The sequence below is a fragment of the Marinagarivorans algicola genome (assembly GCF_001292705.1).
Classification (GTDB): Bacteria; Pseudomonadota; Gammaproteobacteria; order Pseudomonadales; family Cellvibrionaceae; genus Marinagarivorans; species Marinagarivorans algicola.
The window spans coordinates 49,510-74,804 of the sequence record NZ_LGAK01000027.1; the positions used below are offsets into that span (position 1 = coordinate 49,510).

Here is a 25,295-nt window from a genome sequence, read left to right on the forward strand (position 1 = left end):
AACCTTAGAAGTAGCCTTCTTGTTTTTTCTTTTCCATAGACCCTGAACTATCGCTATCGATAACACGGCCTTGGCGCTCTGAGGTTGTGGCTAACAACATTTCTTGAATAATCTCGGGTAGCGTGGTCGCTTCAGACTCCACCGCACCGGTTAATGGGTAGCAGCCTAAGGTTCGAAAACGCACCATTTTTTCTTCGACTTTGTCTTCAGGGCCAATGGGCATACGGTCATCATCCACCATAATCATCACGCCGTCTTTTTCAACTACAGGGCGTTTAGCGGCAAAATACAACGGTACCAAAGGAATACTTTCGAGATAAATGTACTGCCAAATGTCGAGTTCCGTCCAGTTAGATAACGGAAAGACTCGAATACTTTCACCGGCATCAACTTTACTGTTGTAAACGTTCCACAGCTCTGGGCGTTGGTTTTTAGGGTCCCAGCGGTGGTTTTTATCGCGGAACGAATACACACGTTCTTTGGCGCGCGATTTTTCTTCGTCGCGACGGGCGCCACCAAAAGCCGCATCAAACTTGTGTTTATTTAGCGCTTGCTTTAGGGCTTGGGTTTTCATGATATCGGTATGCTTGGCACTCCCGTGGGTAAATGGGCCAACGCCCATATCAACACCCTCTTGGTTGGTGTGCACCAAAATATCAAGGTCTAAGTCCTTGGCCATTTTTTCGCGGAATGTAATCATTTCCTTAAATTTCCACGTGGTATCAACATGCATTAAAGGAAACGGTAGTTTGCCAGGCGCAAAGGCTTTGAGCGCTAGATGCAACATAACTGCAGAGTCTTTACCAATAGAGTAAAGCATGACGGGATTATCGAACTCAGCGGCCACTTCACGAATAATGTGAATACTTTCGGCCTCGAGCTGCTTAAGATGCGTTAGCTTGTAGTCGCTAAGGCCGCTTTCTGGTTGACTAGATTCAGGCATTTTTGAGAACTCTTAAAAACAAAATAAGTGTCGTAACCCGTGCTAAGCGACGGCTTTTACGGATTGAATAACGAAATAGAACGCAGTATATCGCTAGCTGCGCTATTAATTAACTAATAAAAAGCGCTAAGGTTATAACTCATTATTACTAAAAGCAGCCTTAGCTTTAAGGTTAGCCTTGCGCTCATCCAATAAGTGCGTAAATTGATCGCGTGCCACTTTGGCGCGGCTAAATATTTCAGTCAGGCCTTCGCTATCGCCGTGCTCAATAGTACTGCGCAGCTGTGCTAAGTTGCCCGAAAACAAATCAATAGCCTCAAGTACGGCTTTTTTATTGGCCAGCATAATGTCGCGCCACATCACGACATCACTAGAGGCTATGCGGGTAAAGTCTCTAAAGCCGCCTGCGGCATACCGAAAAATATCTTCGTTGTGGCTGTCATGTGCGAGTGTATCAACTAATGAAAACGCAATAACGTGCGGCAAATGGCTTGTGGCGCCTAAAATAGCATCGTGATTTTCAATATCTAGCTCAAGTACTTCGGCATTGACTACCTGCCACATCGCCCTCACCAACGCCAAATGCCCGCTGCCGGTGTGCTCTGTGGGTGTCAGTATAATACGGTGATACGCATAAAGATCGGCTTTTGCTGCCTCTACGCCACTTTGCTCAGACCCTGCAATAGGATGCCCAAGTACCACTTGTGGCGGTACTTGACCATAAACCGCTTTGACATCACTTAACACACTGCCTTTAACACTGGCGCCATCGGTAATGGTTACTGCGGGGCTGACGCAGCTTTTGATATCCCCAAGTACCTGCCGTATGGCTAAGGTCGGTACCGCAATAAAAATCACATCGCCAGCACCCAACTTGGCCGCCACCTCGGTGATAGAGGCAAAAACCTCATCGGCAATACCGCGCTCTAATGCTCGCTGAGCAACCTCAGCGTTACGCGCAATACCCACGACCTTACGGCAAGCCTTAGCCTTTTGTAAGGCCAAGGCCAAACTACCTCCAATCAAGCCCAATCCAATAACCACTAACGTATTCACAACTGGCGTGCTTGCTATCGATTGAGTGACAGTCGGCTTGGTTTGTGATGCCTGTGAGTTAGGATCATTCACCCCCATAAAGCCCGACATGATTACAAAACACCTCGCGGGTATGACCCTAGCACTTTGATATCGGCGGCTTTTTTGGCCACATCATCCAGCGCCGCTTGTACTTTCGGTGACTCAATATGACCCTCAAAGTCAATAAAAAAGACATAGTTCCACGTCCCCGAGCGCGCCGGCCGGCTCTCAACACGCGTTAAATCAACACCATGGCGATGAAAAGGCTCAAGCATATCGTGGAGTGCGCCAGGTTCATTGCGTACAGCCACAATTGCCGAGGTTTTATCTTCGCCGCTAGCACTGGTTTTTTGCCCGCCCACAATCAAAAAGCGCGTGGCGTTATCGGGTAAATCTTCGATTTTATCGGCAATAATGGTTAAGTCATAAAGCTCAGCCGCGGTTTCGCCCGCAATAGCCGCGGCATTCCACTCGCTTTGCATGCGCTTTGCCGCTTCTGCATTCGACGAAACCGCTACACGCTCGGCATTTGGGTAATGCACATCGAGCCATTTGCGGCATTGCGCTAACGATTGCGCGTGCGAGTAAATGCGGCTGATACTGTCGACTTTTGTTTTATCGCTGACCATCAAATTATGATGAATACGCAATACCACTTCACCACAAATATTCAGATTAGAGCTTAAAAATGAATCGAGGGTATGCGTAACCACCCCTTCTGTGGAGTTTTCGACAGGGACTACACCAAACTGGCAAGCACCGGCTTCGACTTCACGAAACACCTCATCGATTGCCGTATGCGACACAACCTCGGTGCTATGACCAAAATGTTTAAACGCCGCTTGATGCGTAAATGTCCCTGCTGGCCCCAAAAACGCGACTTTAAGCGGCGTCTCTAAAGCCAGGCACGCCGACATAATCTCGCGAAATAAACGCGCATACTCTTCATTAGACAAAGGACCTTTATTGCGCGCCATGGCTTTGCGTAATACCTGTGCTTCGCGCTCGGGGCGGTAAAACACCGGTGCAGCACCCTCACTAAAGCGGTGTTTTACCTCGGCTACACGTTGAGCACACTCGGCGCGGGCACTAATGAGTGCACCAATTTCCTCATCAATGCTGTCAATTTTGTCACGTAATTTAGCCAATTCGGCGGCTTCTTGCGGGTTAGATTGAGACTTTAAAGAGTTAGTCACTATTCGCTCTCTCCGGTGGTATTTTGATCAGTGTTTGAGTTGATACTCGGATCAATATTGAGCGTATCGGTTGTCGCCTCCGTCACCGCATCAGCCTCTGGTGTCGACAGTCTTTGTTCGTCATTTTCTTCAATGCGCCCCAGGCTCACAATACGCTCGGACTCTTTCGTTTTGATCAGGCGAACGCCTTGCGTATTTCGGCTCAATACCGACACTTCATCAACGCGCGTACGCACTAAGGTGCCTTGGTCAGAGATAATCATAATCTCATCGCCATCAAAGACTTGTACCGCACCACATAACAAACCGTTACGCTCAGAGGTGGCCATCGCAATAACACCTTGCCCGCCTCGCCCTTTGGTTGGGAAGTCTGCTTGGTCGGTACGCTTGCCATAGCCGTTTTCACTAATGGTCAGTACCTTGCCGCCTTCTTGTGGAATAATCATTGAAATAATACGCTGGTCATCGGCAAAACGCATACCGCGTACACCTTGCGAAGTACGGCCCATTGGGCGTACGACTTCTTCTTTAAAGCGTGTAGCCTTACCATTAGAGGCCATCAAAAGCACATCGCATTCGCCATCGGTAATAGCGGTACCCACTAGACTATCGCCTTCAACCAAGTTAAGCGCAATTAAGCCGCTAGAACGTGGTTTAGCAAATTGATTAAGCGCCGTCTTTTTAACTGTACCTTTAGCCGTTGCCATAAAGATGTAATGATTTTCATCAAACTCTTTCACCGGTAATATAGAGGTAATACGCTCGTCTTTTTCGAGGGGCAATAAGTTAACCACAGGACGACCGCGGCTGGTACGCCCAGCAATAGGAATTTGAAACGTTTTCAACCAATACACTTTACCGCGGTTGGTAAAACACAAGATGTAATCATGGGTATTGGCAATCAGTAAATGTTCAACAAAGTCTTCGTCTTTGACGGCGGTTGCGCTCTTACCCATACCACCACGACGCTGAGCCTGATACGCATCGAGTGGTTGGCTCTTGGCGTAGCCACCGTGGGATATCGTCACAACACGGTCTTCTTCACTAATCAGGTCTTCGACACTCAAGTCGGCACGTGAAGCGGTAATTTCGGTACGACGCCCATCTCCATAGCTTTGCTCGATTACTTCAAGCTCTTCACGAATCACTTCCATCAAACGCACTGGGTTACCTAAGATCTCTAAGTATTCGGCAATCAGCTTGAGTTTTTCTTCGTATTCACCTAGAAGCTTGTCGTGCTCCATACCGGTTAAGCGATGTAAGCGTAAGTCGAGAATCGCTTGAACTTGCTCTGGCGACAAGTGATACAAGCTGCCGTGCAAACCAAAATTAACAGCCAAACCATCGGGGCGACAAGCATTTGCGCCTGCACGCTCTAAAAACTGACTCACCGAACCCACCGGCCAACCTTTAGACAGCAACGCATCTTTTGCCTCTTGCGGAGTCGCAGAGTTTTTAATGGTGGTAATCACTTCGTCAATATTGGCAATAGCAACCGCTAGGCCCTCTAATACATGACCACGTTCACGCGCTTTACGCAATAAGTAAATAGTTCGGCGTGTCACTACCTCACGGCGATGCTTGATAAAGTACTGCAATAGCTCAAGCAAGTTTAAAATACGAGGTTGCCCATCCACCAAGGCAACGGTATTAATACCAAATACCGTTTGCATTTGGGTTTGGGCATATAGGTTATTAAGCACAACATCGCCCATTTCACCGCGCTTAATCTCGATAACAATACGCAATCCATCTTTATCAGACTCATCGCGTATCTCAGAAATACCCTCAATTTTCTTGTCTTTGACTAACTCGGCAATTTTTTCAATCAGGCGTGCTTTGTTCACCTGATAAGGCACTTCGTGAACCACAATAGTTTCGCGCTGAGTTTTTTCGTTCACGATGACTTCGGCTTTGGCGCGCACGTAAATGCGGCCACGGCCCGTACGGTAAGCCAGCAATATACCCGCGCGACCATTAATAATACCGCCCGTAGGGAAATCAGGCCCGGGAATGTATTCCATTAAGTCATCAATGCTTAACTCGGGGTTATCAATTAACGCTAAGCACCCCTTAACGACTTCGCTGATATTATGTGGGGGGATGTTAGTCGCCATGCCAACAGCAATACCGCTAGAGCCATTGACCAGCAAATTAGGTACGCGTGTTGGCAGTACCTCAGGTATCATCTCTTGCCCATCATAGTTGGGCACAAAGTTAACCGTTTCTTTATCAAGATCCGCAAGTAAGTCGTGGGCTATTTTGCGCATACGGATTTCGGTATAACGCATGGCTGCGGCACTATCGCCATCAATCGAACCAAAGTTACCTTGTCCATCAACCAGCATATAACGCAATGAAAAAGGCTGAGCCATACGTACGATGGTATCGTAAACGGCTGAGTCACCGTGCGGATGGTATTTACCAATCACATCACCGACAACACGCGCCGACTTTTTGTACGGTTTATTAAAATCGAGGTTTAGCTCGTTCATGGCAAAAAGTACGCGCCGATGAACAGGCTTTAAGCCATCGCGGACATCGGGTAATGCGCGGCCCACGATGACGCTCATTGCGTAATCAAGGTAAGATTGCTTTAACTCAGATTCGATATTGACGGGTAAGACTTCTTTCGCGTTATCAGCCATAAGGTGGCGTAATCCTTATTGTTAGTATGATGAATAGAGAGGAATAAGGTACAGTCTCTGTGCGGCTTGACTTGGTGTTTTGAGGGCTGCTTTTGAGTAGCAGCCCTTTATATGCACGAGGTTTTGTCTTTTTATTTAAGGTAGAAAAGACAAAAACCAGCTAAAACGCGCTACAACGGCGCCAGAGGCTGTTTTGGTGAGTCATAGTAGCACAACCCCTAGGGTTAAAATAGCAAAACACCCCCTACAAGGCTCTCAAATCGTTTTTGAGCAGTTTTTGAAATGGTAATAAAAAATACAATAAGTCAAGGCCAATAACCGATTATTATCCGCCCAATAAAATCGCGTATTAAAAGAGATGGCCAAGCTGTTATAATTACGTTTTTTTTGCTTATAGTTTTTTACTTATAGCTTTATTTGGCTTGCACCTGCGAAAGTCGTCACCATTTATAAGTCATGCTGATTATTAACCGTGAAAGGCATCGCCTCAATTAGCAATTAAGGTGCTGATGAGACTTTACCGATTCGCCACGTCGCCGAGCACAAAGCCGAATGTTGTTTAAGTAACCCAAGCCAATCATTTATTAGCGCCCCATATCGGCACCTAACCCCATGTCGGCACTCAACCTGTTGGCATTTAAATAGCTACCAGACATAATCACTCAAAGAGCCAACGTATCACTCCCATGACACAAGATTGCACCAAAGGCTGGCTACCAGAAGCCCCGATCTTATTCTACTCTTCACTCGCGATCGAATACGGTGTAGAAGAAGCCTTAATGGTCAGTTTACTGCAACAATTACTACCGTTTTTGCCAGGCCAAAGCCAAGCACCACAAGGCCTGGAGCAGCAAGGTCTTACTTGGTATACCTTGAGCGAAGCTCAAATGCTCACCTTGGCGCCCTTTTGGCGCGCACATGATGTACAGCGCTTATGTACCAACCTTCGAGAGGCGGGGGTTATCTTCATTGCCTCGGCCCCTTACACGCAAAGTCATCAATTAAAATTTGCCTTCAAAAGCCCGCGTCTAACACAAACCATCACAACGGGTGAACCGCCTACTCAGCGAGCACAGCAATATGGCCAACCACAGCGTCACCCCTGCCCCCAGAACACTCAAAATAGCTCGCCTTATGATGGCCTTGCCGTGCACAACAACACCTTAGCGCCACACCCTACAAGCCCTAATATTATTGCGCCGCACTGGCAGCCCGCTCGCGACACATTGACGCAATTAGCACAGCACAATATCCCCGATACCTTTACGCTAAATCAAGTGGGCGAATTTATTACCTACTGGCGAGACCGCAAAGAGCCAGCGCGGTCGTGGGAAGCTAAGTTTTTTAATCACGTTATTCATAAGTGGCGCGACCACCAAAGTCAAAAAAATGCTCGTCCACAAAGCACCTTGATTACCAAAGAGTGGCGCCCCAGCGAAGACGCTATAGATGTACTGAGCCGACACGCCTCGATACCACGCGCTTTTATTGAGGACGCCATCCCTGAGTTTGTACTTTATTGGCGCGAACAAAATAGCAGCTGCGACAATTGGAATCGCCGCTTTCGCGATCATGTTAATCGCCAGTGGGCTCGTTTTAGCTCGACCATGCAACACGATACAACCCCAAAGCGCATCGCCGATGGCTGGCAACCCTCACGCGATGTATACGATGTATTGCGCCTCGCGAATATTGATTTACAATTTGCACAAAACATCGTGCCCGAATTTGTGATTTACTGGCGCGATAGCAACCAGACGCATACCTCGTGGAACACACGATTTTTACAGTATGTTAAGCGCTGCTGGGCTCAACGATCAGCCAACCCGCAGGTCGCCAACTCATCATCCACCAGAGATTTATCGCTTGAAGCACTCGTTACCGACAGAAGCTGGGCAAACTAACCCACACACCGAGCAGCAAAGCGCCGCTCACCGCGAACAACGCATTGATGCGATCAACCAAGTCTTTGCGTTATTTCGATTAAACTACCATGCACAATTTTTTAAGGCCTACACCACCGAAGGCGAGCTTGTACAGGTAAAAAAACTGTGGATGAGCGAGCTCGAACGCTTTACACCTAATACACTATTACTCGCCGCTAAGGCCATTTTAGAAACCAGCGACTTTTTGCCAACGCTCCACACTATGATTCGTCAATGTGAAGCCAAAAGTGAACAGGCACACCTACCCGATGTGCATACCGCCTACCTCGAGGCCTGCCGCGCGCCATCACCTAAAATTAACTATGCTTGGAGCCACCCAGCGATTTACCACGCCGGTAAAGCCTGCGACTGGTATTTTTTGCAAAGTAGTAGCGAAAGCATTGCCTACCCGGTCTTTAAGCGTAAATACCAAGAGTTGTGCGAGCGTGTACGCGGCGGCGAAACACTCACCATCGCAACACCGCCCACAATAGAGCACAACCCCGGCAAGGCTCCCAGCAAAGAAGAAAACCTTAAACACCTGGCGGCACTGCGCGCCAGCCTCGATCTTTAAGCTGACCTGACCTTGAGCAATAAAGCCAAGTGCTGCGCGCATACCGCCATGCGATATCAATTATTGGGTAAAACCTTAGGCTCCATGCTTCACGTTTTGTGCCGTAAATGGCTTAAGCTGTTGCTGCACTATGGCTTGTGGGTGATGTGCGGCCTATTGGGCACTGGCAATAATATGACCTTCCGCTATGCCCATGCCGCGATCAACTCAGCAGCAACACCAACATCATTTAAACCCCTTAACTATAGCGTTATACAAACCTACGCCCATCAACCCAAAGCCTTTACCCAAGGCTGGCTACTAGAAGGAGATGACTTTTATGAGAGCTCTGGCTTGTACCGTCAAAGCTATGTCGTGCGTTACAACCGCAACAATACAGTGCAACAAAGAGTATCGATACCCAATCATCTCTTTGCCGAAGGGTTAACGCTATTGAACAACGAGCTTTACCTTTTGAGCTGGCAAGCCGGACGCGCGTTAGTCCTTGACCCTACAACACTGCACACAAAACGCAGTTACCACTACCGTGGAGAAGGCTGGGGGCTGACCCACGACGGCCAATCGCTGATTATGAGCAACGGCAGTAATCAACTGCAACTACGCCACCCCAAAACCTTTAAAATAACCCGCCAAATGACCGTGCAAGGTGGTGCCTATGACTGGCAACGCCTTAACGAATTAGAATTTGCCAAAGGTATTATTTGGGCCAACATTTGGCAAAGCCCCATCATCGCTGCCATCGACCCCGACACGGGGGCTGTCTTAGGTACTGTTAATTTAAAAAAACTGGTTAAAGCAAACACCCAACACCCCAGCTATCAATCGCTCAACGGTATTGCTTATGATGCAAAACATGATGCATTTTGGGTCACAGGCAAGGAATGGCCTAAACGATACCTTATTAAAATTGACATACTCACGACGCCATAACGACAGCAAAATCGCATAGACCAAGGGCGAAACGATAATACTTTATCCAATACTACGGGTTTTCGAGCGCCTTACTGAAAAAATAGAGCCCGGCGTCTCATTGGGCAATATATTATTACCTAACGCCGAAGAAGAATATTTCGTAACGATTTAGAAATAACGAAATTGGGCAGTGATGAATTATGGTCTGGGTCGCTCAAGCCATCCATGGGCGCTATGTAAGCGCTCCGGGCACTTAAATATCCAGAAAATAATCCATCAGTACCCTATCAGGTGAATTTTTTCAGCTTGGCTAAATAGTTACAATATTTCTAACTTACACACAAAAAAACGCTCCCAATGCCACATTAAGCCTAAGCTATAATGACGAAGATGTAATGAATCAAAGGCTACTGATTAGGCCAATAGCTCGTTGGGCAAAACAATAGGTGCTTCATTGACTCAGTGTCATACCTTTTTATCTCTTATTCAGCGGCGACTACACCTCTATTGTTTGATAGGGCTAGCTTGCTATGCGTGTGTCGCCTTGGCAGTAAGCAGCCCTGCTGGGCTGTCGGACCGGCTTAATAGCACCGAGGAAGGCCGACACCTTTATACCCTTTACTTGCAAGCAAGAAACACCCCTGCCGCCACCAAACGGCAACTCATCGATTATGAAAGGCAGCACCCTCAAAATCGTCCCTTGCTACACGCGCTTTATGTGCAACTGGCATACTGCCGGCTTTACTTTCAGAGTGAAGACCTTGAAAACTATAAACCGCATATCCAAAAAATCATCGCACTTAGCGACAAACATAAAGCACCTTGGATCAAGGGCTTTGCCTATTACTGGCAAGCACGATTTGGGCATATTACTCACAACAGTGACATTGTAGAGAGTAACTTAGCACAACTTGCAGCGATTGCCGAACAAATTAATATTCCTCTATTTACGGCCATGACATTAGATTTGCGCGCCAATATTGAAAGCCTTAAAGGCAACAATCACTTAGCCATTGCAGACTATTTAAAGGCCTATACGCTATTTGAAGAGCAAGGCGATATCGGCTCAGTTGCGCGGATTGTCAGCAATCTAGCTACGCTTTATTTATACACGGGCGAGTTTGAAGAAGCACTAAAATACAGTGCTATTGCCGAGAACATGGAAAACGATATTACTCCCGTCAACTACCGTCAGCTCACCATTATTTTTAACAATCGCGCCTATGTTTTTGGTAAACAAGGTAAGCATCAAAAAGAACTTGAGGCCATGATGACGGCCACGCAATACTCAAAAAAAGTCGGCTCGCGCAGGTTGGAAGCAGCCATGTCCATCAATATCTCCGACACATACAATCAGTTTGAGCAATACGCGCAAGCCATTAAAATGGCTACCGAAGGTATTGCTATCGCCAGAGAGATAGAAAGTCACTATTTAGTGGCTGTTGGACAATCTAATTTAGGGGCTGCGCAATCAAAAGCGGGACAACACCAAGAAGGCATCCAAAACATTCATGATGCTCTAGCTTATTTTGAATCCGAAAAACTCGAACCTATTGCGGTAGAAACACTCAAAATGCTCGCCGAAGCCTATGCCGACACCAAAGACTATGAAAACGCCTTCATGTGGTACCTACAATACCACGAGCGCTTTACAAAAATGCAGTTCGACTTGCGCCAAGAAAAAATCATACACATCCAAGAAAAATTCGAAGCCGAAAAAAAACAAAAAGAAATATCGATACTCAAAAAAGATAATCAATTACAAACCGCTTTAATCGATCAACGCGAATGGCAACGCAACATAGGTATTGTGATTGTGATTATGGTCATTATTATCTTAAGTTTACTCTTTAATCGATATCGCCTATCTAAGCATCTCAATTTGCGCTTAGAACAATCCAACCTTAAGCTTTATGATCAATCGCATAAAGATGCTCTAACGGGTTTATTTAACCGCCGCTATATAAGAACCTATATTGATAATATATTACCCCGCGGCGATCGCCATATCACTAGCACACATTATTACATTGTATTGTTAGTGGATATTGATTTTTTTAAAGACGTTAACGACACCTACGGCCATCACATTGGTGACGCTATATTGGTAGAACTGAGCCAGCGTCTACAACACATCAACCGCAAAGGTGACATAGTGGCACGCTGGGGCGGTGAAGAATTTATTATCATCGCCGAGCACAGCAATGAACACCATCAACACAAGATAGCAGCCCGCATTTTAGAGGCCGTAAGAGCAAGCCCCTTTAATACCTCAGCAGGAAGCATTAACATTACGGTGTCTATTGGCTACTGTAAAGTCAGTAATGGTCAAGCGCTCAAGGAACACTGGGATAAATACACCTGTCTAGCCGACAAAGCCTTATACCAAGCAAAAGAAAACGGCCGAGACCAGTGCGTATCGGCAAAAGATGTCAGCTATGGCGCCTAGCCTTGAGGCTCAACGCGTGCTGCACAACGTCATATAACGCAGACCACAAATTAAGCAACATCCGTTATTTATTTTGGCTGGCAAGATACTCATTGTAAGTACCTTGAAAATCAACCATTTGCTGATTTTTAATTTCAACAACCCGAGTCGCCAATGACGAAACAAACTGGCGATCATGGCTTACAAAAATTAATGTGCCATCGTAAGCTTGCAGCGCGGTATTAAGCGCATCAATTGCTTCCAAGTCTAAATGGTTAGTTGGCTCATCCATAATTAACACATTCGTGTCTTGCATCATTAACTTGCCAAATAAGAGCCGGTTTTTTTCACCGCCAGAGCACACCCTCGCCTGCTTATTGGTATCGTCGGCGGTAAACAGTAAGCGACCTAGAATGCCGCGTACAGCCAGATCATCATGTTTAGGCGTACGCCATTGACTCATCCAATCGAAAATCGTCAAGTCGCTATCGAAATCGGCAGTAGCATCTTGCGGGCAGTAGCCTATTTCGGCGTTTTCTGACCATTTAATCTCGCCAACATTCACGCTGAGCTCGCTCATTAGGCAGCGCAAAAAGGTCGACTTACCGGCACCATTTTCCCCAATAACCGCCAGCTTAGCGCCCGCTTCTAAAATCATATTACCTTGACTAAACAACGTTTCACCATCAAAGCCATGCCCCACATTCTCCAGCACCAAAGCTTGACGGTGCAGTTTTTTATGCTGCTTCATACTGATCGATGGCGTCATACGGCTTGAAGACTTAACCTCATCCAGTTTGATTTTGTCCATTTTTTTAGCGCGCGAAGCCGCTTGCTTGGCCTTAGAAGCATTGGCACCAAAACGGTTAACAAAGTCTTGCAACTCGGCGATTTCTTCGCTTTTTTTGGCATTGCTCGATAGCAGTTGCTCACGAATTAGCTGGGAGGCCGCCTGAAAAGCTTCGTAGTTGCCAGGGTAAATTCGCAGCTCGCCGTAATCAATATCGGCCATATGCGTACACACGCTATTGAGAAAGTGACGATCATGGGAAATAATAATCATAGTCGACTTGCGCTGGTTAAGCACATCGGCCAACCAGTTAATGGTATGAATATCGAGATTGTTTGTAGGTTCATCAAGCAAAAGAATTTCTGGATCGGCAAACAACGCCTGTGCCAGTAGTACACGTACTTTATAACCTGGCGCCACCTGCGACATCAGACCAAAATGCAGCTCTTCACTAATGCCCGCTTCTAGCAGAATATCGCCAGCACGACTTTCTGCACTGTAGCCGTCCATTTCAGCAAATAACACCTCTAGCTCGGCCACTTTCATACCATCTTCTTCGCTCATCTCAGGCAAACTGTAAATGCGCTCACGCTCTTGCTTAACTTTCCACAGCTCGACATCGCCCATAATGACAGCATCTACGACCGAAAACTCCTCAAAGGCAAACTGATCTTGACTTAAGGTGCCGACTTTATGCCCAGGCGTCAACGATAAATTACCCGATGTTGGCGCTAGCTCGCCACTAAGAATCTTCATAAAAGTTGACTTGCCGCAACCGTTGGCGCCAATCAAACCATAGCGGTTGCCGTGACCAAACTGCGCAGAAATATTTTCGAACAGTGGCTCAGCGCCAAATTGCATGGTGATGTTTGCGGTAGTAATCAAAGTGCGAGTATCCTAAATAAAGTATTAAACCCAAACTACAGGGTTTAAAGAAACAGTAATAAACCAAGGCGAGCGGTGCATCTAACTGGAGAGTTTAGGGCATGCCAGAAAGGCAAGCTGGGGGAACATCCAAAAGCGGCAAAAACGTCAACAACAAGGCAATCATTAAAGGTCGTGCTATTTGGGCGCACTATAGAGATGTAACCCTCCGATGTCGAGACGCGCACTTCAATAATGAATGAAAAGTAACCAACTATGGTATTACGCATGCCAAAACGCTTATTTTAGGCCTTAAAATGAGAAGATGACGCACATTGAGCCGCTTTTCAGTGCGCCGCTCCGCCACCTCAATACAGCTTTTGCCTTAGCCTTGATTTACTAAACATAAGCCAAAGCGCACTGCTTGATTGTGAGGTACATTTATATTCGGCATTGGCCATGCGCGCAATGGGCTCATTTAGCGCTTTCATAAATACAACGTGTTACACAATGATAATAAGGTGTAGTGTCTAATGAAACCTGTTGGCTTCTCGCTTTCGTCATAATAACCACCTTATCGCTATCGGTTGAATTGTTTACTTAAGCGTAGAAATTGGTTAATTATTATGCAAATTTTTGAGTGAGTCTCCCTGCAAGTTTTAGTGAACCTCAAACCCTTTGTAGCTGCCCACTTTAGAGTTTTCTAAGCTGCCTTCGCGGCAGTGAACTTGCCCCGCAATACTTCGCGTTTCCGGTCGAATTTCTAAGCTGCCTTCGCGGCAGTGAACTTTTACATTTGATTGATTCATAAAGCCCCCTATTTCTAAGCTGCCTTCGCGGCAGTGAACATGCATTAAAAAAATATACTATTGTCGAGCATTTTCTAAGCTGCCTTCGCGGCAGTGAACGCTGAGCCAATCATTTAGCGCTTTTATGAGTTTTTCTAAGCTGCCTTCGCGGCAGTGAACCCAGAGGCTGTGTTGTTGGGTGCGGTTGCCATTTTCTAAGCTGCCTTCGCGGCAGTGAACTAGATTATGTTGTATCACTTAAATATAGCGATTTTCTAAGCTGCCTTCGCGGCAGTGAACAGTATTAATATCGTGAGTTATGAGGGTGTTTATTTCTAAGCTGCCTTCGCGGCAGTGAACTGGGAATAGTAGTCAGAAATTGGACCCTATCATTTCTAAGCTGCCTTCGCGGCAGTGAACCCCATAAAATTGCAAATAGGCGCACTATGGAATTTCTAAGCTGCCTTCGCGGCAGTGAACATACTTTGTAAGAGTGCTAGTTGCTGGATCAATTTCTAAGCTGCCTTCGCGGCAGTGAACCTAACTGGTTATTATTTGAATGATTAACAACTTTTCTAAGCTGCCTTCGCGGCAGTGAACCATATGCCTGTATTAGCCAGCTTTAAGCGTGATTTCTAAGCTGCCTTCGCGGCAGTGAACTCGCCCAGTGTGGGGAAGGCGACCCAATACTGTTTCTAAGCTGCCTTCGCGGCAGTGAACCCTAGACTGGTTCCAGTGATATCAACAGTAAATTTCTAAGCTGCCTTCGCGGCAGTGAACATCATCAACGATAAAGAGCGCGGTATTCGAGGTTTCTAAGCTGCCTTCGCGGCAGTGAACGCTCGCCCTGCGCCTGCTCTATTAAATTGGGTTTTCTAAGCTGCCTTCGCGGCAGTGAACTCAATAGTGCCTTTTGTTGCTTTAAAATGCATTTTCTAAGCTGCCTTCGCGGCAGTGAACTAGATTTTAGCGGCAAAAAAACAAGTTACAACAACCACTTACCCTTATTTTGAAGGTTTTACCCTTTGTTTTTAAGGTGTGTTGTAACCTGTTGATTTTATTACTTATTTTTAAAGAGCTTTTTTATTAGGTTATTTTGGGTCAAAAGGCGCTTAGCCTAGTTCAACCCCGCGTTAACGCCCTATACCACTAAAACCAAGGTACCGTTGCCGTTTGGCTCAAGCCATAGCAAGTAAAGGCACCCGTTTGAGGCCTATCGACTAATACCTGCGCAATAAACAGCTTAAACCGATGCTTGGCCTGTAGACCCTCTGGTACGACGTGTGTTGATTCGCTGTGCAGCACCACAAAGGGTAACCGCGATAGCTCTGCCTTAAAGCCGGTAAAATGCACTAAAGCCTGATCGTAGCTTTGGCCTTTGCGCTTGGCGCGCCTACGGGCTAAACGCTGGGGGCTCGTCACACATTGCTTACGCGCCACTTGGGCGTACTGTGTGTGTGCCGGCACCGACTTAATACTGCTGATATGGCAATAATCACTTAGCCGACTGAACCACTGAACCAAATCTAACTGCGTAAACTGAGCCTGTGAATCGGCAAATATACGCACTTTACGCCCTAACCGAGGCTGATCCATACTGTATTCAGGAAAGCAAATACCCAACGCGCTTTGCTCGCCAGCGGCCAAAGCCACTAAGGCTAAATGTAATTGCTGATACACTTTGCCCCATAAAAAGTAGTGGCCAATATCGTCATTGGGCAATAATGTAACTTCTACATAATACTGCATGATTTAATCCTTATCGCTGGCCCCAAATACACCACCACGTAGGAGTATGGCCATCACATAGTGCTCATCTTCTGTACGGGTTAATTTTTCGCCTAATGCGAAGGCATCAAAAAATGTGTAAAAATCTTGCTTGTCTTTGGGGGTACGATAAGCGCGGCCTAAATTAGTTACCGAACCATAAGGCTCTATGGCTATTGGCCCAGCGCTTTGCTCTATATCATTAAACTCGGGGTACCAGGTGTCTATTGAGCGCAGCGCATTGCCTATTTTTTGGGTGTGCATAGCGGCTATGCCATTGTTGCTGTATAAAATTTTGCTTTTCTTTTCTTTACTGGTGCTTTTATCGAGTACGAGTTCTTCACTGGGGTATACCTCTTGGGCTTTACCCACTTTGGCAAAGCAGTGTATTTCTAGCATTAAAAAATCATCTTCACTGGCCAGTGCCGTCGCTATGCGTGTCGCTAGGCTATTAACATTGTCATCTTGATGATCAAAATGCCTTGTGCTTATTTGGGTGGCATCAAATACCCATGCTTGCGGTGCCTTTTCGTTGAGTGCATTCACCTCTACCGTGATGTTTTCGGCCCCTAAGCGGTTGCGCCATAAAAAGCGGGCATTGGCTATATTGGTGGCGTAGCGCTTGGCCAGCTCGATAAAACCATGCTCATTAATATAGTCTTTAACGGCTGTGCTATAACTTTGCTTAAATTGCGCATTGTTACAAGCCGAGGGTTTTTGTACACCGCCTAATACCTTGAGGGTAAAGGTTAGCTTCAGTGTATCTTGCTCGGGCAATAATGCGCAGGTATCGACACGCTGTAAATTAGGCTTTTCGACTTCTGCATTTAACTTTAAGGGGTCATTTTTAACCGCTGCTTTTAAACGGTTTGATATAGTGCCGCGCACTGATTTTTCGGTGAGGGCCAAAGCTTGCACTTCATGCCGGTTAGCCCATGTTGTGCCGTACATATAGCCATCTGATGGCACTAGTTTTTTCTCGAATGACAAAACCGATGCCACTGCATTTTTATTTTTAGCCATGGTTAATTTCCTTTACATTGAGGGTGTATTAAAAAAATTGTGATATATCATTGAGTGTATTATTCGTAGTATTGTGCTGGGTTTTACAGACATATACGTCATTTTCTGGATTGTCCTCATAGCGCCACAGCAATTCATTCATAGACTCTATGCGGTATGCCATTTTAAATTCGCCCAACGTCACCACGGCCTCGGCGAAGCGATGCGGGGTGTCTGTATCACGCTGATTAAGTGCTTGCCCTAGCGGGCTAACACCTTGGTAACCTACCGCAATAGGCACCAACCAACCTTTGTTTTTACGCATTGCCTGCCAGGTCACTGTGTTATTGTGTTGCGTACAGGTATGGTGTACAGCCACATTATCGATAAGTGCTTCAAGGGCATCTTGCCCTTGCGCCATGGCCTGTTCCATGAGTTCGCGTCGCTCAACCAGGACATAGCCGGGCATTAATTTACGCATTAACTTTGATGTGTTTGCGGGGCTATCGGTATTGGTAAAGTAAGGCGTTTCAATATTTAAAATATCCCCGCCGGCTATTTTTAACTGGCCATTTAAAATATGCTGTATCGTTGTTAAAGCCGCCTCTTTTTGCTCGGGCGCTATACCGTGATACTCCACCACTAAGGTGACGGTTAAATGCGCCCTGGCCTCTTCAATAAAAGACGGTCGTTTGCCGTCTTTTTTTAAAGGATTACCTGTGCCTATAATCGATGATACAAAATCACCACTGCCGCGATGTGTTTGTAAATCAAACTGATGCGACACCACACCTACGCCGGTAAAGGTTATTTGGCTAAAGCCTGCTTTTTGGCAGTGGCGCTGTAACGCATGTACGGCGCCCAACCATGCGGTTACCGCAGGAAAACCAATCGTAAAAGGGCTCGATAAAGCATTGGCGTTTTGTACTTTAATGCGCGGTAAAATTAAAAGTCGCGTTAAGTCATTCATCGTAAAAAATCCTTATTGTCGGCGGCCCACTGTGTCATCATTTGTTTAAGGGCTATAAACTCTGTATCGCCTAACGCCATCGCTTTATCGCCTAGGCTTTTAGCGTAATACTGCATACACCAGCGCACACATTCATGAATAATATCCTCTAACCAAGCATCACTGTTTTCACGCTCATCGCTTTTATGGTGGCATAACCAAATCACTTGCGCCGCTGGCAATGCTGAGCCTTGTTGGTATTGCTCGCTCGCGACAGCACGCACCGCATGTACGGTATCCATAATATTCAGCACAATGGTTTTAATCGCGTTGTCGCGCGCAAGCAATAATGTTTGGCGTGGAATATCGCCACCGGTTGCTATACCCATGACTTTATGCAAATACTTAAAATCATGCTTAAAAGACCAAGGATTAAGTGATGTGGTAAAAAAGTTACTGGTAGGGAAGCGTATATCACGTGCCTGCATATGCGGTGGTGTACTGGCTAATAAATGCGCCTTGCCGCCATTTTGATTATTAAATACACTGATATTTTGCTGATTATTGCCGCCATACCCAATTGTGGTTAAGTCATAAATTTCACGGTAGCCTTCGGGGCTATATTCGTTCGCCTTTTTTAGGGCGCGTTTTGCTTTAACGTCATCGCTAAAACGCAAGGTATCTAGCCGCTGGCGCAACTCAAACAATATTCCCGAGTTAGTTAGCACCGATAACAAGTGGTAACCCTGTGCTACAGGAAAGTAAATTTGCTTTATTTTTGAACTCGTAATCGCCTCGCCAGCCGAGGATTGTACCATTGCCAAAAAACCTTGTTTAAGCTCATCATAAGAGGCCGTTGGTATTTTTAATAGCGCTTGGGCTTGTGGGGTGTCGCCTTGAATGTGCTCAAGCACGGTGGCTTCATCGCTTAAGCGCACATTTAAAAATTTATACACATCCAGCGCTGCGGCATTACCTAAGGCATCGGGTTGTACAGCCACATTACCGGTGCGCAAGTAGCCATCGCTATGCTTGGGGCAGTTTGCAATAACCGATGTGACATCACCGTTTTTATTTTTGCGGGCACTGGGGTGGCTAAAAGTACAAGGGTGCGTGGCGATAGATATTTGCCCTGCCCGTTTTGCCGCACTAGGCAACCAAGAGGCTAACGTAAAAAAGTCTTGGCACTCTTGCGTTTTACTGGCTAACACCTCGTCTGAGTCACTCGTTTTTGTTTTATTTTTTAACCAAGCTTTTTTGCGTTGATCAAAAAACTCTTGCAATGATGGATCAAGCATATTCAACTCCTTGGATTGTATGAAATGGAGTGCATCACATAAATGAGTGTGCGCACTGTATTTTTATTTTTTTGTTTTAAAAAAACCTAGCTGAGGGCTGTATTCATAGCTGTCTGTTTCGTTATAAATAACTAAACTTAGCTCGCCATAGCGCAAGCTTGCCCACTTGAGCGATAACCCTTTATTAAGCGCTTGCGCTTCTAATAATTGCTCGTAATCTCTGGTCAACCATAAACGCTGCTGTTGCTTTACGGTTAAGGTACTGGGTGTAATACTGTATTGCAGCTCACATTTAACGGGCTGGCCGTCTTCGTCTTTTGTTGCCCAATAGCCACCTTGGCGACCCCACACAAAAAATAATTTTACTGCCGCTTTAGATCGCCTAAACACCTGAAACACTTGCGGCAAAGCCGTTAACCACCAAGTATGCTCTAGGTAGCCCTGTACATTATTAACCCTTACATTAGTATAATTTGTTAATAATTGCTGGGTTGCTTTATGCTCTATGGCACTGAATAGTTGGTTGCATGCTTGAATGGTGGGCACTTGTATTCGGGGTGTGGCATCGAGCTGCTGAGCGGTTTTAGCGACATCAATAATTAGGCTTAAGTCGTGCGACGGCAGTGGCGGCAAACCCTGAATGTCATTTTCATAACCGGGCCTGACAAAGTATTGCGCGCTGGGCTTAGCCTGCGCTAAAAAGGCTTTCCAGTTATATTGCAACAACCCAATATTTGGGTTGGTCACCTCACCTTGCCGATGGCGATGTACGCGGCCTGCGAGCTGAATGATCGAGCGGTAAGATGAAGGTTCAATAATCGCCCAATCAAAGTCGTGGTCGCGCCCTACCTCTTCTACAGGGGTTGCCACTAAAATAAACACCATGTTTTTGGCGGCACTGGCATTAATATGCGCACGAATAGTTGGGTGACTAAAGGCTTTAGGTGGCTGGCCTTTTTGCTCTTTGCGCTTTAATACTGCATCTAAGTGTTGTTCTTGTGCGTGGCGCATTAATAAAATTTGCTGGCTATGATAGGCCATCACCCTAATATCGGTATCTGCGGGTAGATCTGCCGTGAGTAAATATTGGGTTAGCGCCACACAAGGATTGATATTGGCGGTACGCACGACCCCAAAAGAGATGTTTTTGTGACTGATGGCATCTACAGTATTGTGCTGATGATGTTTGGCAATGACAGCCTTTAAAATAATCGTAAAGTATTGCTCTTGCTTAGTCTCTTGAAACTCTTGTTTAGAACCTTGCTCAGATGTATTTTGCGACACATTGATATCACACGCCACAATATCGGCTTTACGCTTTGCCGGCTGGGTAGCTAACTTGGTGATGCGCTTATTAATAAAAGCCGCATGGCTTTGCTCGTACTGTTTAACGCCCGCTTGTGCACTGGTGAGCGTTGCAATGTGGCTATTAAATTCATCCGTCCATATACAACATACATCGGGGGCTGCTTTTTGACTGAGACTAAACAGTTGCCACCCTGAACGGTATGCATTAAAAAAACCTTCGGCTAAAGCCGGTGGAATGGTCGCCGAAGAAATCATGACTTTACGCCCTAGCATACCGGCCAAATGAACAAGCCGTGCAATTGCGGCTAAATCTTCACCCGTAAAGTCATCGACTTCGTCTATGACTAAATCAGATGATAATAATCGCAACGCTGGTAATATATAGCGGCCGCCGCGTTTTGTTTCGGTGGCTCCCATCATATGGTCAATGGTACACGCTAAAACAGGAGCATATAAAAATTTACGCGCACGCTCATCGATTAATACTGTGCTGAGGCTGCCTTCGGGGAGCACACCGGTAAAGTCAATATCGTTATCGAGTAATGCCTCGAGTGATTCGGAACCGGCATCTTCTATGCTTATAACGGAGGCATTCGAATGCTCTTTTTGAGCCGTGTTATGTAGCTCTAATACCGCCCTAGAGCCAATCAGCACGGCAAGCTCATCATTACTTAACCCAACCCTGTCACGGTATTCGTCACCGGTTTGCAATGTGAGCGTGCGTAAGCCTAGCGCCAAGACAAACCGTAAACTATTGCCTTGAGGTGATAATGCTTGCATTATTTTTGCATTCGCCAATGTTTTACCGCAGCCTGTACTGGCCATATTGACAATAAAAGCACCCGCTATAGTCGTTCTTTTTTTGCGCTCTGTAATAATATTAACCGCTTTTTGTTGCCACAAAAATTGCCCCGTACTGGGTTTACGTAATGCACGGTTATCAAAAACAGCCGTCGCTTCATCGCACTCTAAGCGCTGCACACTGGGCAATACATTAGCAATGTGTAAAGCATGTGTTTTAACCCCCACTAAATGCTCATCGAGCTTTTGCTTTAATGTATGGGTGGCTCTATCTGTATTAGCAAATAAGCCTAAATGCGAGGCCCACTGAGGGTTGTTAGGTTGCGAGGAGTAATGATGATCGCCTAACATCAGGCATAAACGTGCATGGTGAAGTATTAAGCGTATCGTTTTATTGGCCATGGCTTGCTCAAGTAATGGTTCTAACGAGTGCAGCTTACTCGCCCAGCGCTTAACATCTTTTATCCACAGTGCTGATTGCGTCATCAAACCCTTCGGAAATTCAAAACACCCCGCTACGCGCTGATTAAAGACGGCCTCATCTTTTTTATTTTCATACCCCCACGCCTGAGTCACTAACGTTAAGCATTGGGCTATTGAACTTGCCGTATACTCTTTAAATTCGTTAAGGTCATCAAGATTGTGGCTAGGCAAAGGCAAGCGGTGATGCGATACAATCAACCACATTAATACTTGCGCGGTATCGTCGTGATTCATAAACAATTGACTGGGCTTATTAAGAATATTTTGTTCAATGGCCGCTTCATCAATATGGCCTTTGGCGAGCTCATTTAACCAATTTAATTTTTGTGACTGGCAATGTCGAATAAAAGCATCCAGCAATACACAAGATATCCATTCATGCCGAATAGGGTCGCCGGTTGCGCCTTTATACCCGGGCTGTAATTTTTGCTGAAAAATCTGGGTTGCCTTGCCCCAATCATGCAATAATGCCGCTAATGCCGCTAACGCACGAATTAAAGGCAGAGACTCCCAATGGCTTTCTGTGAATTGGAATTTACGCGCCGTGCTATTGACCGGCACCCTCCCCTCTGCATTAAATTTAGCCCGATTACCCACCACCCACAAAAATTGACTGCGGGCCCGTGACCGTATCCAATGGCAACTGACAGCCGTACTTTTACTCGCACTTTGGCGCAACATTTTTTTAACGGTGATTAATCCGTCTTCTGTAATTACGGTTTGCCAGGTATTATCGCCAATACGGTTAGCAAAGGCATCAAGCACACGACGCGTTTTTTTGAGTGCATTTTTTTGGCACTGACTCACAAAGGTAACCATCATAAAGCTTACCTCCCTTTAATTAAGCCGCTTAAGCTGCAAAAAGCTAAGCATTAAAGTTACGCTTAAAGATTGCCTGCCATAAATCATCTTGTGACACATTTTTATCTTCATAGCTTCACCCCATAATCATCTTGCGGGTTTAACTCTTCGGCCTTGCCTTGTAGTGCTACTAACTTGACTTGCTCAAATAAAAAATCGAGGGCTTTGTGTTTGGTAAACATTTGCAGGCATTGCTGGCGAAACTCTTGCTCGGTGGCATTTTCTTGTGCGCACATAAAAGCCGTAGGCAATACAATGGCATCTTTAATTAAATCGGCAACATCAAAGACCAAAGCGCCGCGGCGTGTTTTACCGTGCATTACGGCAAAAGCATGCGGTATACCTAACACCCATAACGTACAGGCCGCTAAACCATACGCCAAATAATTACCGTGATTTAAAAAACCATTGGCTTTATCAGTGGCTTCGCGCTGGCGTGTAAAGCCTTCATGCTTTGTCGTGTTAGCAGCAATTTTGTAGAGTGTTTTGGTTAACCTTGCCTCTTGCAGCAGTAAGTCGGCCGATTTTTGGGCGGTATGAATGACGTCGGTAAATTGCGTGAGCGCCTGAGCAATAACAGGGGCTTCACTATTAAAGCCTGCTGCGATTAAGTCGCGGTCTTTACTCCATACTGTCTGTAAAAAAGTCATGCGCGCTTGCTGTAAGTCTTTGGCAACTTCTAAGCGCTTTTCCGCTTCAAACCAAAAGCCCATCCAACCTTGCAAATATTGTGTGGGGCGGTATTCGCTTTGTGGTGTCATCCACTCAACCTCAGCGCCCATATATAAAGGTGTACCGCCGCCACTACAAAAACCTATCAACACACCCGCTTGCGCTAGCATGCGCACTGCCGCTTGAGTAATAGAGGTGCCCGCACCCAATAATATAACCGTGGTATTGGCAATAGGAATATTCCAATACTGGTTTTCAGCTTTGGCTTCTTTTAAATACAAAACACGGCCGTCTTTTTGCATTACGCGGCAATACTCTAAGTAATACACATTTGCGCGCTTTGAGTGCAAAATTGCTTTTAAATCCGATGGCGCTAAATCTTTCATACCCTCCCCCCTTAATGCGACATACCCATCACATCAACACACTAACGTATTCACAACACTCTACGAATAACATGAAAAATAGCTATGATTTTTTATTGCTATTAAATCTTTACGCGCCAAAAATATATTTTTTATGCCAAAGAACCTAAAGGTACAAGCCACTCATTCATCAAGCTGAGCAACCTTATTGGATAGATACTCATCAATTATTTTTAGGGATTTAGGCGTCGGGCTTAGGAAAATCAAGGAGGGGGTGAGCGATATAATCGCGTATATTTTTATGCAGGGTAAAGCTAAAGCCGCCCGCGTTATCTATTTAGGGCCTTAGCAGCAGGCAGGATACCGATAAAGTCTGCAGGGAGTACTTGCTGCGTGTCCTGAATGAATGTCGCGGGTGGCACCCCGCCCCATAGCGCCGCGATCCCGACCAGATAATCATGAATAAAGGCACAATATCATGCAGCATTTACCGAGCGGGCATAGCGTTTTTAATATCCATATAAAAATTTAAGCGTGCTATAAGGCGCCTAAAAACCGCCCCCCTACAAGCGCTTAAAAACATTACCCTGAATAACTTTTAAATAAACATACGATAATACAATACTTATACAATATTATCGGGGATGGTATAAATTGATTGCTTAAACGCCACAAAAAACGGCGCTAGCCGGTATACCTGCTAGCGCCGTAAGATTTAACGTTTAATCAGTGACATCAAACAAAAACGACCTTGTCCCCCTCTAAAGTCCCGGTAATTGTTGAGCCAGGCAAAAATTTACCGGATAACACGCCTTGAGCTAATGGGTTTTCGATCATTTGCACAATGGCTCGTTTGAGCGGGCGGGCGCCAAATACAGGGTCAAAGCCTACCGTAGCGAGTTTGTCCATCACTTCATCGGTGAGTGCTAAGGTTAAGTCACGATCCGCTAAGCGAGCGTCGAGCAATTGAAGCTGCACACTGGCAATGGTTCTAATTTCTTCGCGGCCTAAGGGGTGGAAAACCACGGCCTCGTCAATGCGGTTAATAAATTCTGGCCTAAAGTGCTGCCCTACTACTTCCATAACCGCATCACGCATTGCAATGTATCGGTAGTCATGTACTTCGGCGGCGGCTTGTGGCTCGTCATCAAAACTGACCATATCGAATGATTTGTTATTAGCGAGCTCTTGAATTTTTTCACTGCCCAAGTTGGATGTCATAACAATCACGGTATTTTTAAAATCTACCGTGCGGCCTTGCCCGTCAGTTAAACGGCCATCATCTAATACCTGCAATAAAATATTAAAAACATCTGAATGCGCTTTTTCGATTTCATCGAGCAATACCACCGAGTAAGGCCTGCGACGCACCGCTTCGGTTAAATACCCGCCTTCTTCATAGCCCACATAGCCAGGAGGTGCGCCCACCAAACGTGCGACCGAATGTTTTTCCATAAATTCAGACATGTCAATGCGAATAATAGAGTCTTGTGTGTCGAATAAAAACTCAGCCAATGCTTTACACAATTCGGTTTTACCGACACCGGTTGGGCCTAAAAACAAAAACGAACCATTCGGGCGATTAGGATCAGCAAGCCCCGCGCGGCTGCGACGCACCGCATCGCTGACCGCTTTAATCGCCTC

The 25,295-nt window shown here is 45.9% G+C and carries 16 protein-coding genes and 1 CRISPR repeat array; of the genes, 4 read left to right on the forward strand and 12 right to left on the reverse strand.

Features of this window, described 5'->3' with window-relative positions; genetic code table 11:
* Nucleotides 1–4: 4 nt before the first annotated feature.
* From cysD to gyrA, 4 genes are all read right to left on the reverse strand, one after another.
* The gene (cysD, locus tag AC438_RS10425) at nt 5–943 is read right to left on the reverse strand and encodes a sulfate adenylyltransferase subunit CysD (protein ID WP_053981202.1); all 939 of its coding nucleotides are present in this window, start codon (nt 941–943) and stop codon (nt 5–7) included.
* A 132-nt stretch (nt 944–1,075) separates the two neighbouring features.
* Entirely contained in the window at nt 1,076–2,089 is a 1,014-nt protein-coding gene (locus tag AC438_RS10430) for a prephenate dehydrogenase/arogenate dehydrogenase family protein (RefSeq protein WP_238376368.1), read from the reverse strand.
* A gap of 2 nt (nt 2,090–2,091) precedes the next feature.
* Nucleotides 2,092–3,216, reverse strand: coding sequence for a prephenate dehydratase (gene pheA / locus AC438_RS10435; protein ID WP_202904747.1), 1,125 nt, complete (start codon nt 3,214–3,216; stop codon nt 2,092–2,094).
* Nucleotides 3,216–5,864, reverse strand: a complete 2,649-nt coding sequence (gene gyrA, locus AC438_RS10440; RefSeq protein ID WP_053981204.1) for a DNA gyrase subunit A — start codon at nt 5,862–5,864, stop codon at nt 3,216–3,218. Before gyrA ends, pheA begins: the two co-directional genes overlap by 1 nt.
* Nucleotides 5,865–6,550: 686 nt before the next feature.
* Between gyrA and AC438_RS10445 the strand changes: the two genes are divergently transcribed.
* The 4 genes from AC438_RS10445 (at nt 6,551) to AC438_RS10460 (ending at nt 11,724) form a co-directional block, all read left to right on the forward strand.
* Nucleotides 6,551–7,768, forward strand: coding sequence for a DnaT-like ssDNA-binding domain-containing protein (locus tag AC438_RS10445; RefSeq protein WP_053981205.1), 1,218 nt, complete (start codon nt 6,551–6,553; stop codon nt 7,766–7,768).
* Entirely contained in the window at nt 7,731–8,363 is a 633-nt protein-coding gene (locus tag AC438_RS10450; RefSeq protein ID WP_156312416.1) for a replication protein P, read from the forward strand. The genes AC438_RS10445 and AC438_RS10450 overlap by 38 nt, the downstream gene beginning before the upstream one ends.
* A gap of 48 nt (nt 8,364–8,411) precedes the next feature.
* The gene (locus tag AC438_RS10455) at nt 8,412–9,293 is read left to right on the forward strand and encodes a glutaminyl-peptide cyclotransferase (RefSeq protein WP_238376369.1); all 882 of its coding nucleotides are present in this window, start codon (nt 8,412–8,414) and stop codon (nt 9,291–9,293) included.
* 436 nt (nt 9,294–9,729) lie between these two features.
* Complete coding sequence (locus AC438_RS10460) at nt 9,730–11,724, forward strand: tetratricopeptide repeat-containing diguanylate cyclase (RefSeq protein WP_156317060.1); 1,995 nt, start codon at nt 9,730–9,732, stop codon at nt 11,722–11,724.
* 64 nt (nt 11,725–11,788) lie between these two features.
* Here AC438_RS10460 and AC438_RS10465 read toward each other — a convergent pair whose 3' ends face one another.
* The 8 genes from AC438_RS10465 to AC438_RS10500 form a co-directional block, all read right to left on the reverse strand.
* Nucleotides 11,789–13,378, reverse strand: coding sequence for an ABC-F family ATPase (locus AC438_RS10465; RefSeq protein WP_053981207.1), 1,590 nt, complete (start codon nt 13,376–13,378; stop codon nt 11,789–11,791).
* Nucleotides 13,379–14,057: 679 nt separating this feature from the next.
* A CRISPR array of direct repeats spans nt 14,058–15,105; the repeat unit is 28 nt; unit sequence TTTCTAAGCTGCCTTCGCGGCAGTGAAC.
* A 189-nt stretch (nt 15,106–15,294) separates the two neighbouring features.
* The gene (cas6f, locus tag AC438_RS10470; RefSeq protein WP_053981208.1) at nt 15,295–15,894 is read right to left on the reverse strand and encodes a type I-F CRISPR-associated endoribonuclease Cas6/Csy4; all 600 of its coding nucleotides are present in this window, start codon (nt 15,892–15,894) and stop codon (nt 15,295–15,297) included.
* A 3-nt stretch (nt 15,895–15,897) separates the two neighbouring features.
* Nucleotides 15,898–16,935 (reverse strand): type I-F CRISPR-associated protein Csy3, encoded by a 1,038-nt coding sequence (csy3, locus tag AC438_RS10475; protein WP_053981209.1) that lies wholly within the window; start codon nt 16,933–16,935, stop codon nt 15,898–15,900.
* A gap of 28 nt (nt 16,936–16,963) precedes the next feature.
* Nucleotides 16,964–17,884 (reverse strand): type I-F CRISPR-associated protein Csy2, encoded by a 921-nt coding sequence (csy2, locus tag AC438_RS10480; protein WP_053981210.1) that lies wholly within the window; start codon nt 17,882–17,884, stop codon nt 16,964–16,966.
* Entirely contained in the window at nt 17,881–19,161 is a 1,281-nt protein-coding gene (locus tag AC438_RS10485) for a type I-F CRISPR-associated protein Csy1 (protein WP_053981211.1), read from the reverse strand. The genes csy2 and AC438_RS10485 overlap by 4 nt, the downstream gene beginning before the upstream one ends.
* Before the next feature lie 63 nt (nt 19,162–19,224).
* The gene (gene cas3f, locus AC438_RS10490) at nt 19,225–22,575 is read right to left on the reverse strand and encodes a type I-F CRISPR-associated helicase Cas3f (RefSeq protein ID WP_053981212.1); all 3,351 of its coding nucleotides are present in this window, start codon (nt 22,573–22,575) and stop codon (nt 19,225–19,227) included.
* A 107-nt stretch (nt 22,576–22,682) separates the two neighbouring features.
* On the reverse strand, nt 22,683–23,672 hold the full coding sequence (cas1f, locus tag AC438_RS10495) for a type I-F CRISPR-associated endonuclease Cas1f (RefSeq protein WP_053981213.1): 990 nt from the start codon (nt 23,670–23,672) through the stop codon (nt 22,683–22,685).
* Between the two features lie 714 nt (nt 23,673–24,386).
* A partial coding sequence (locus tag AC438_RS10500) for an AAA family ATPase (RefSeq protein WP_156317061.1) occupies nt 24,387–25,295 on the reverse strand: 909 nt, incomplete at its 5' end.

Bases quoted from the DNA above. Each gene is read 5' to 3' on its own strand.
- AC438_RS10445 (WP_053981205.1), top strand. From the start codon at position 6,551: ATGACACAAGATTGCACCAAAGGCTGGCTACCAGAAGCCCCGATCTTA.
- cas3f (WP_053981212.1), bottom strand. From the start codon at position 22,575: ATGATGGTTACCTTTGTGAGTCAGTGCCAAAAAAATGCACTCAAAAAA.
- AC438_RS10430 (WP_238376368.1), bottom strand. From the start codon at position 2,089: ATGTCGGGCTTTATGGGGGTGAATGATCCTAACTCACAGGCATCACAA.
- cysD (WP_053981202.1), bottom strand. From the start codon at position 943: ATGCCTGAATCTAGTCAACCAGAAAGCGGCCTTAGCGACTACAAGCTA.
- cas6f (WP_053981208.1), bottom strand. From the start codon at position 15,894: ATGCAGTATTATGTAGAAGTTACATTATTGCCCAATGACGATATTGGC.
- csy3 (WP_053981209.1), bottom strand. From the start codon at position 16,935: ATGGCTAAAAATAAAAATGCAGTGGCATCGGTTTTGTCATTCGAGAAA.
- cas1f (WP_053981213.1), bottom strand. From the start codon at position 23,672: ATGAAAGATTTAGCGCCATCGGATTTAAAAGCAATTTTGCACTCAAAG.
- gyrA (WP_053981204.1), bottom strand. From the start codon at position 5,864: ATGGCTGATAACGCGAAAGAAGTCTTACCCGTCAATATCGAATCTGAG.
- csy2 (WP_053981210.1), bottom strand. From the start codon at position 17,884: ATGAATGACTTAACGCGACTTTTAATTTTACCGCGCATTAAAGTACAA.
- AC438_RS10455 (WP_238376369.1), top strand. From the start codon at position 8,412: ATGCGATATCAATTATTGGGTAAAACCTTAGGCTCCATGCTTCACGTT.
- AC438_RS10485 (WP_053981211.1), bottom strand. From the start codon at position 19,161: ATGCTTGATCCATCATTGCAAGAGTTTTTTGATCAACGCAAAAAAGCT.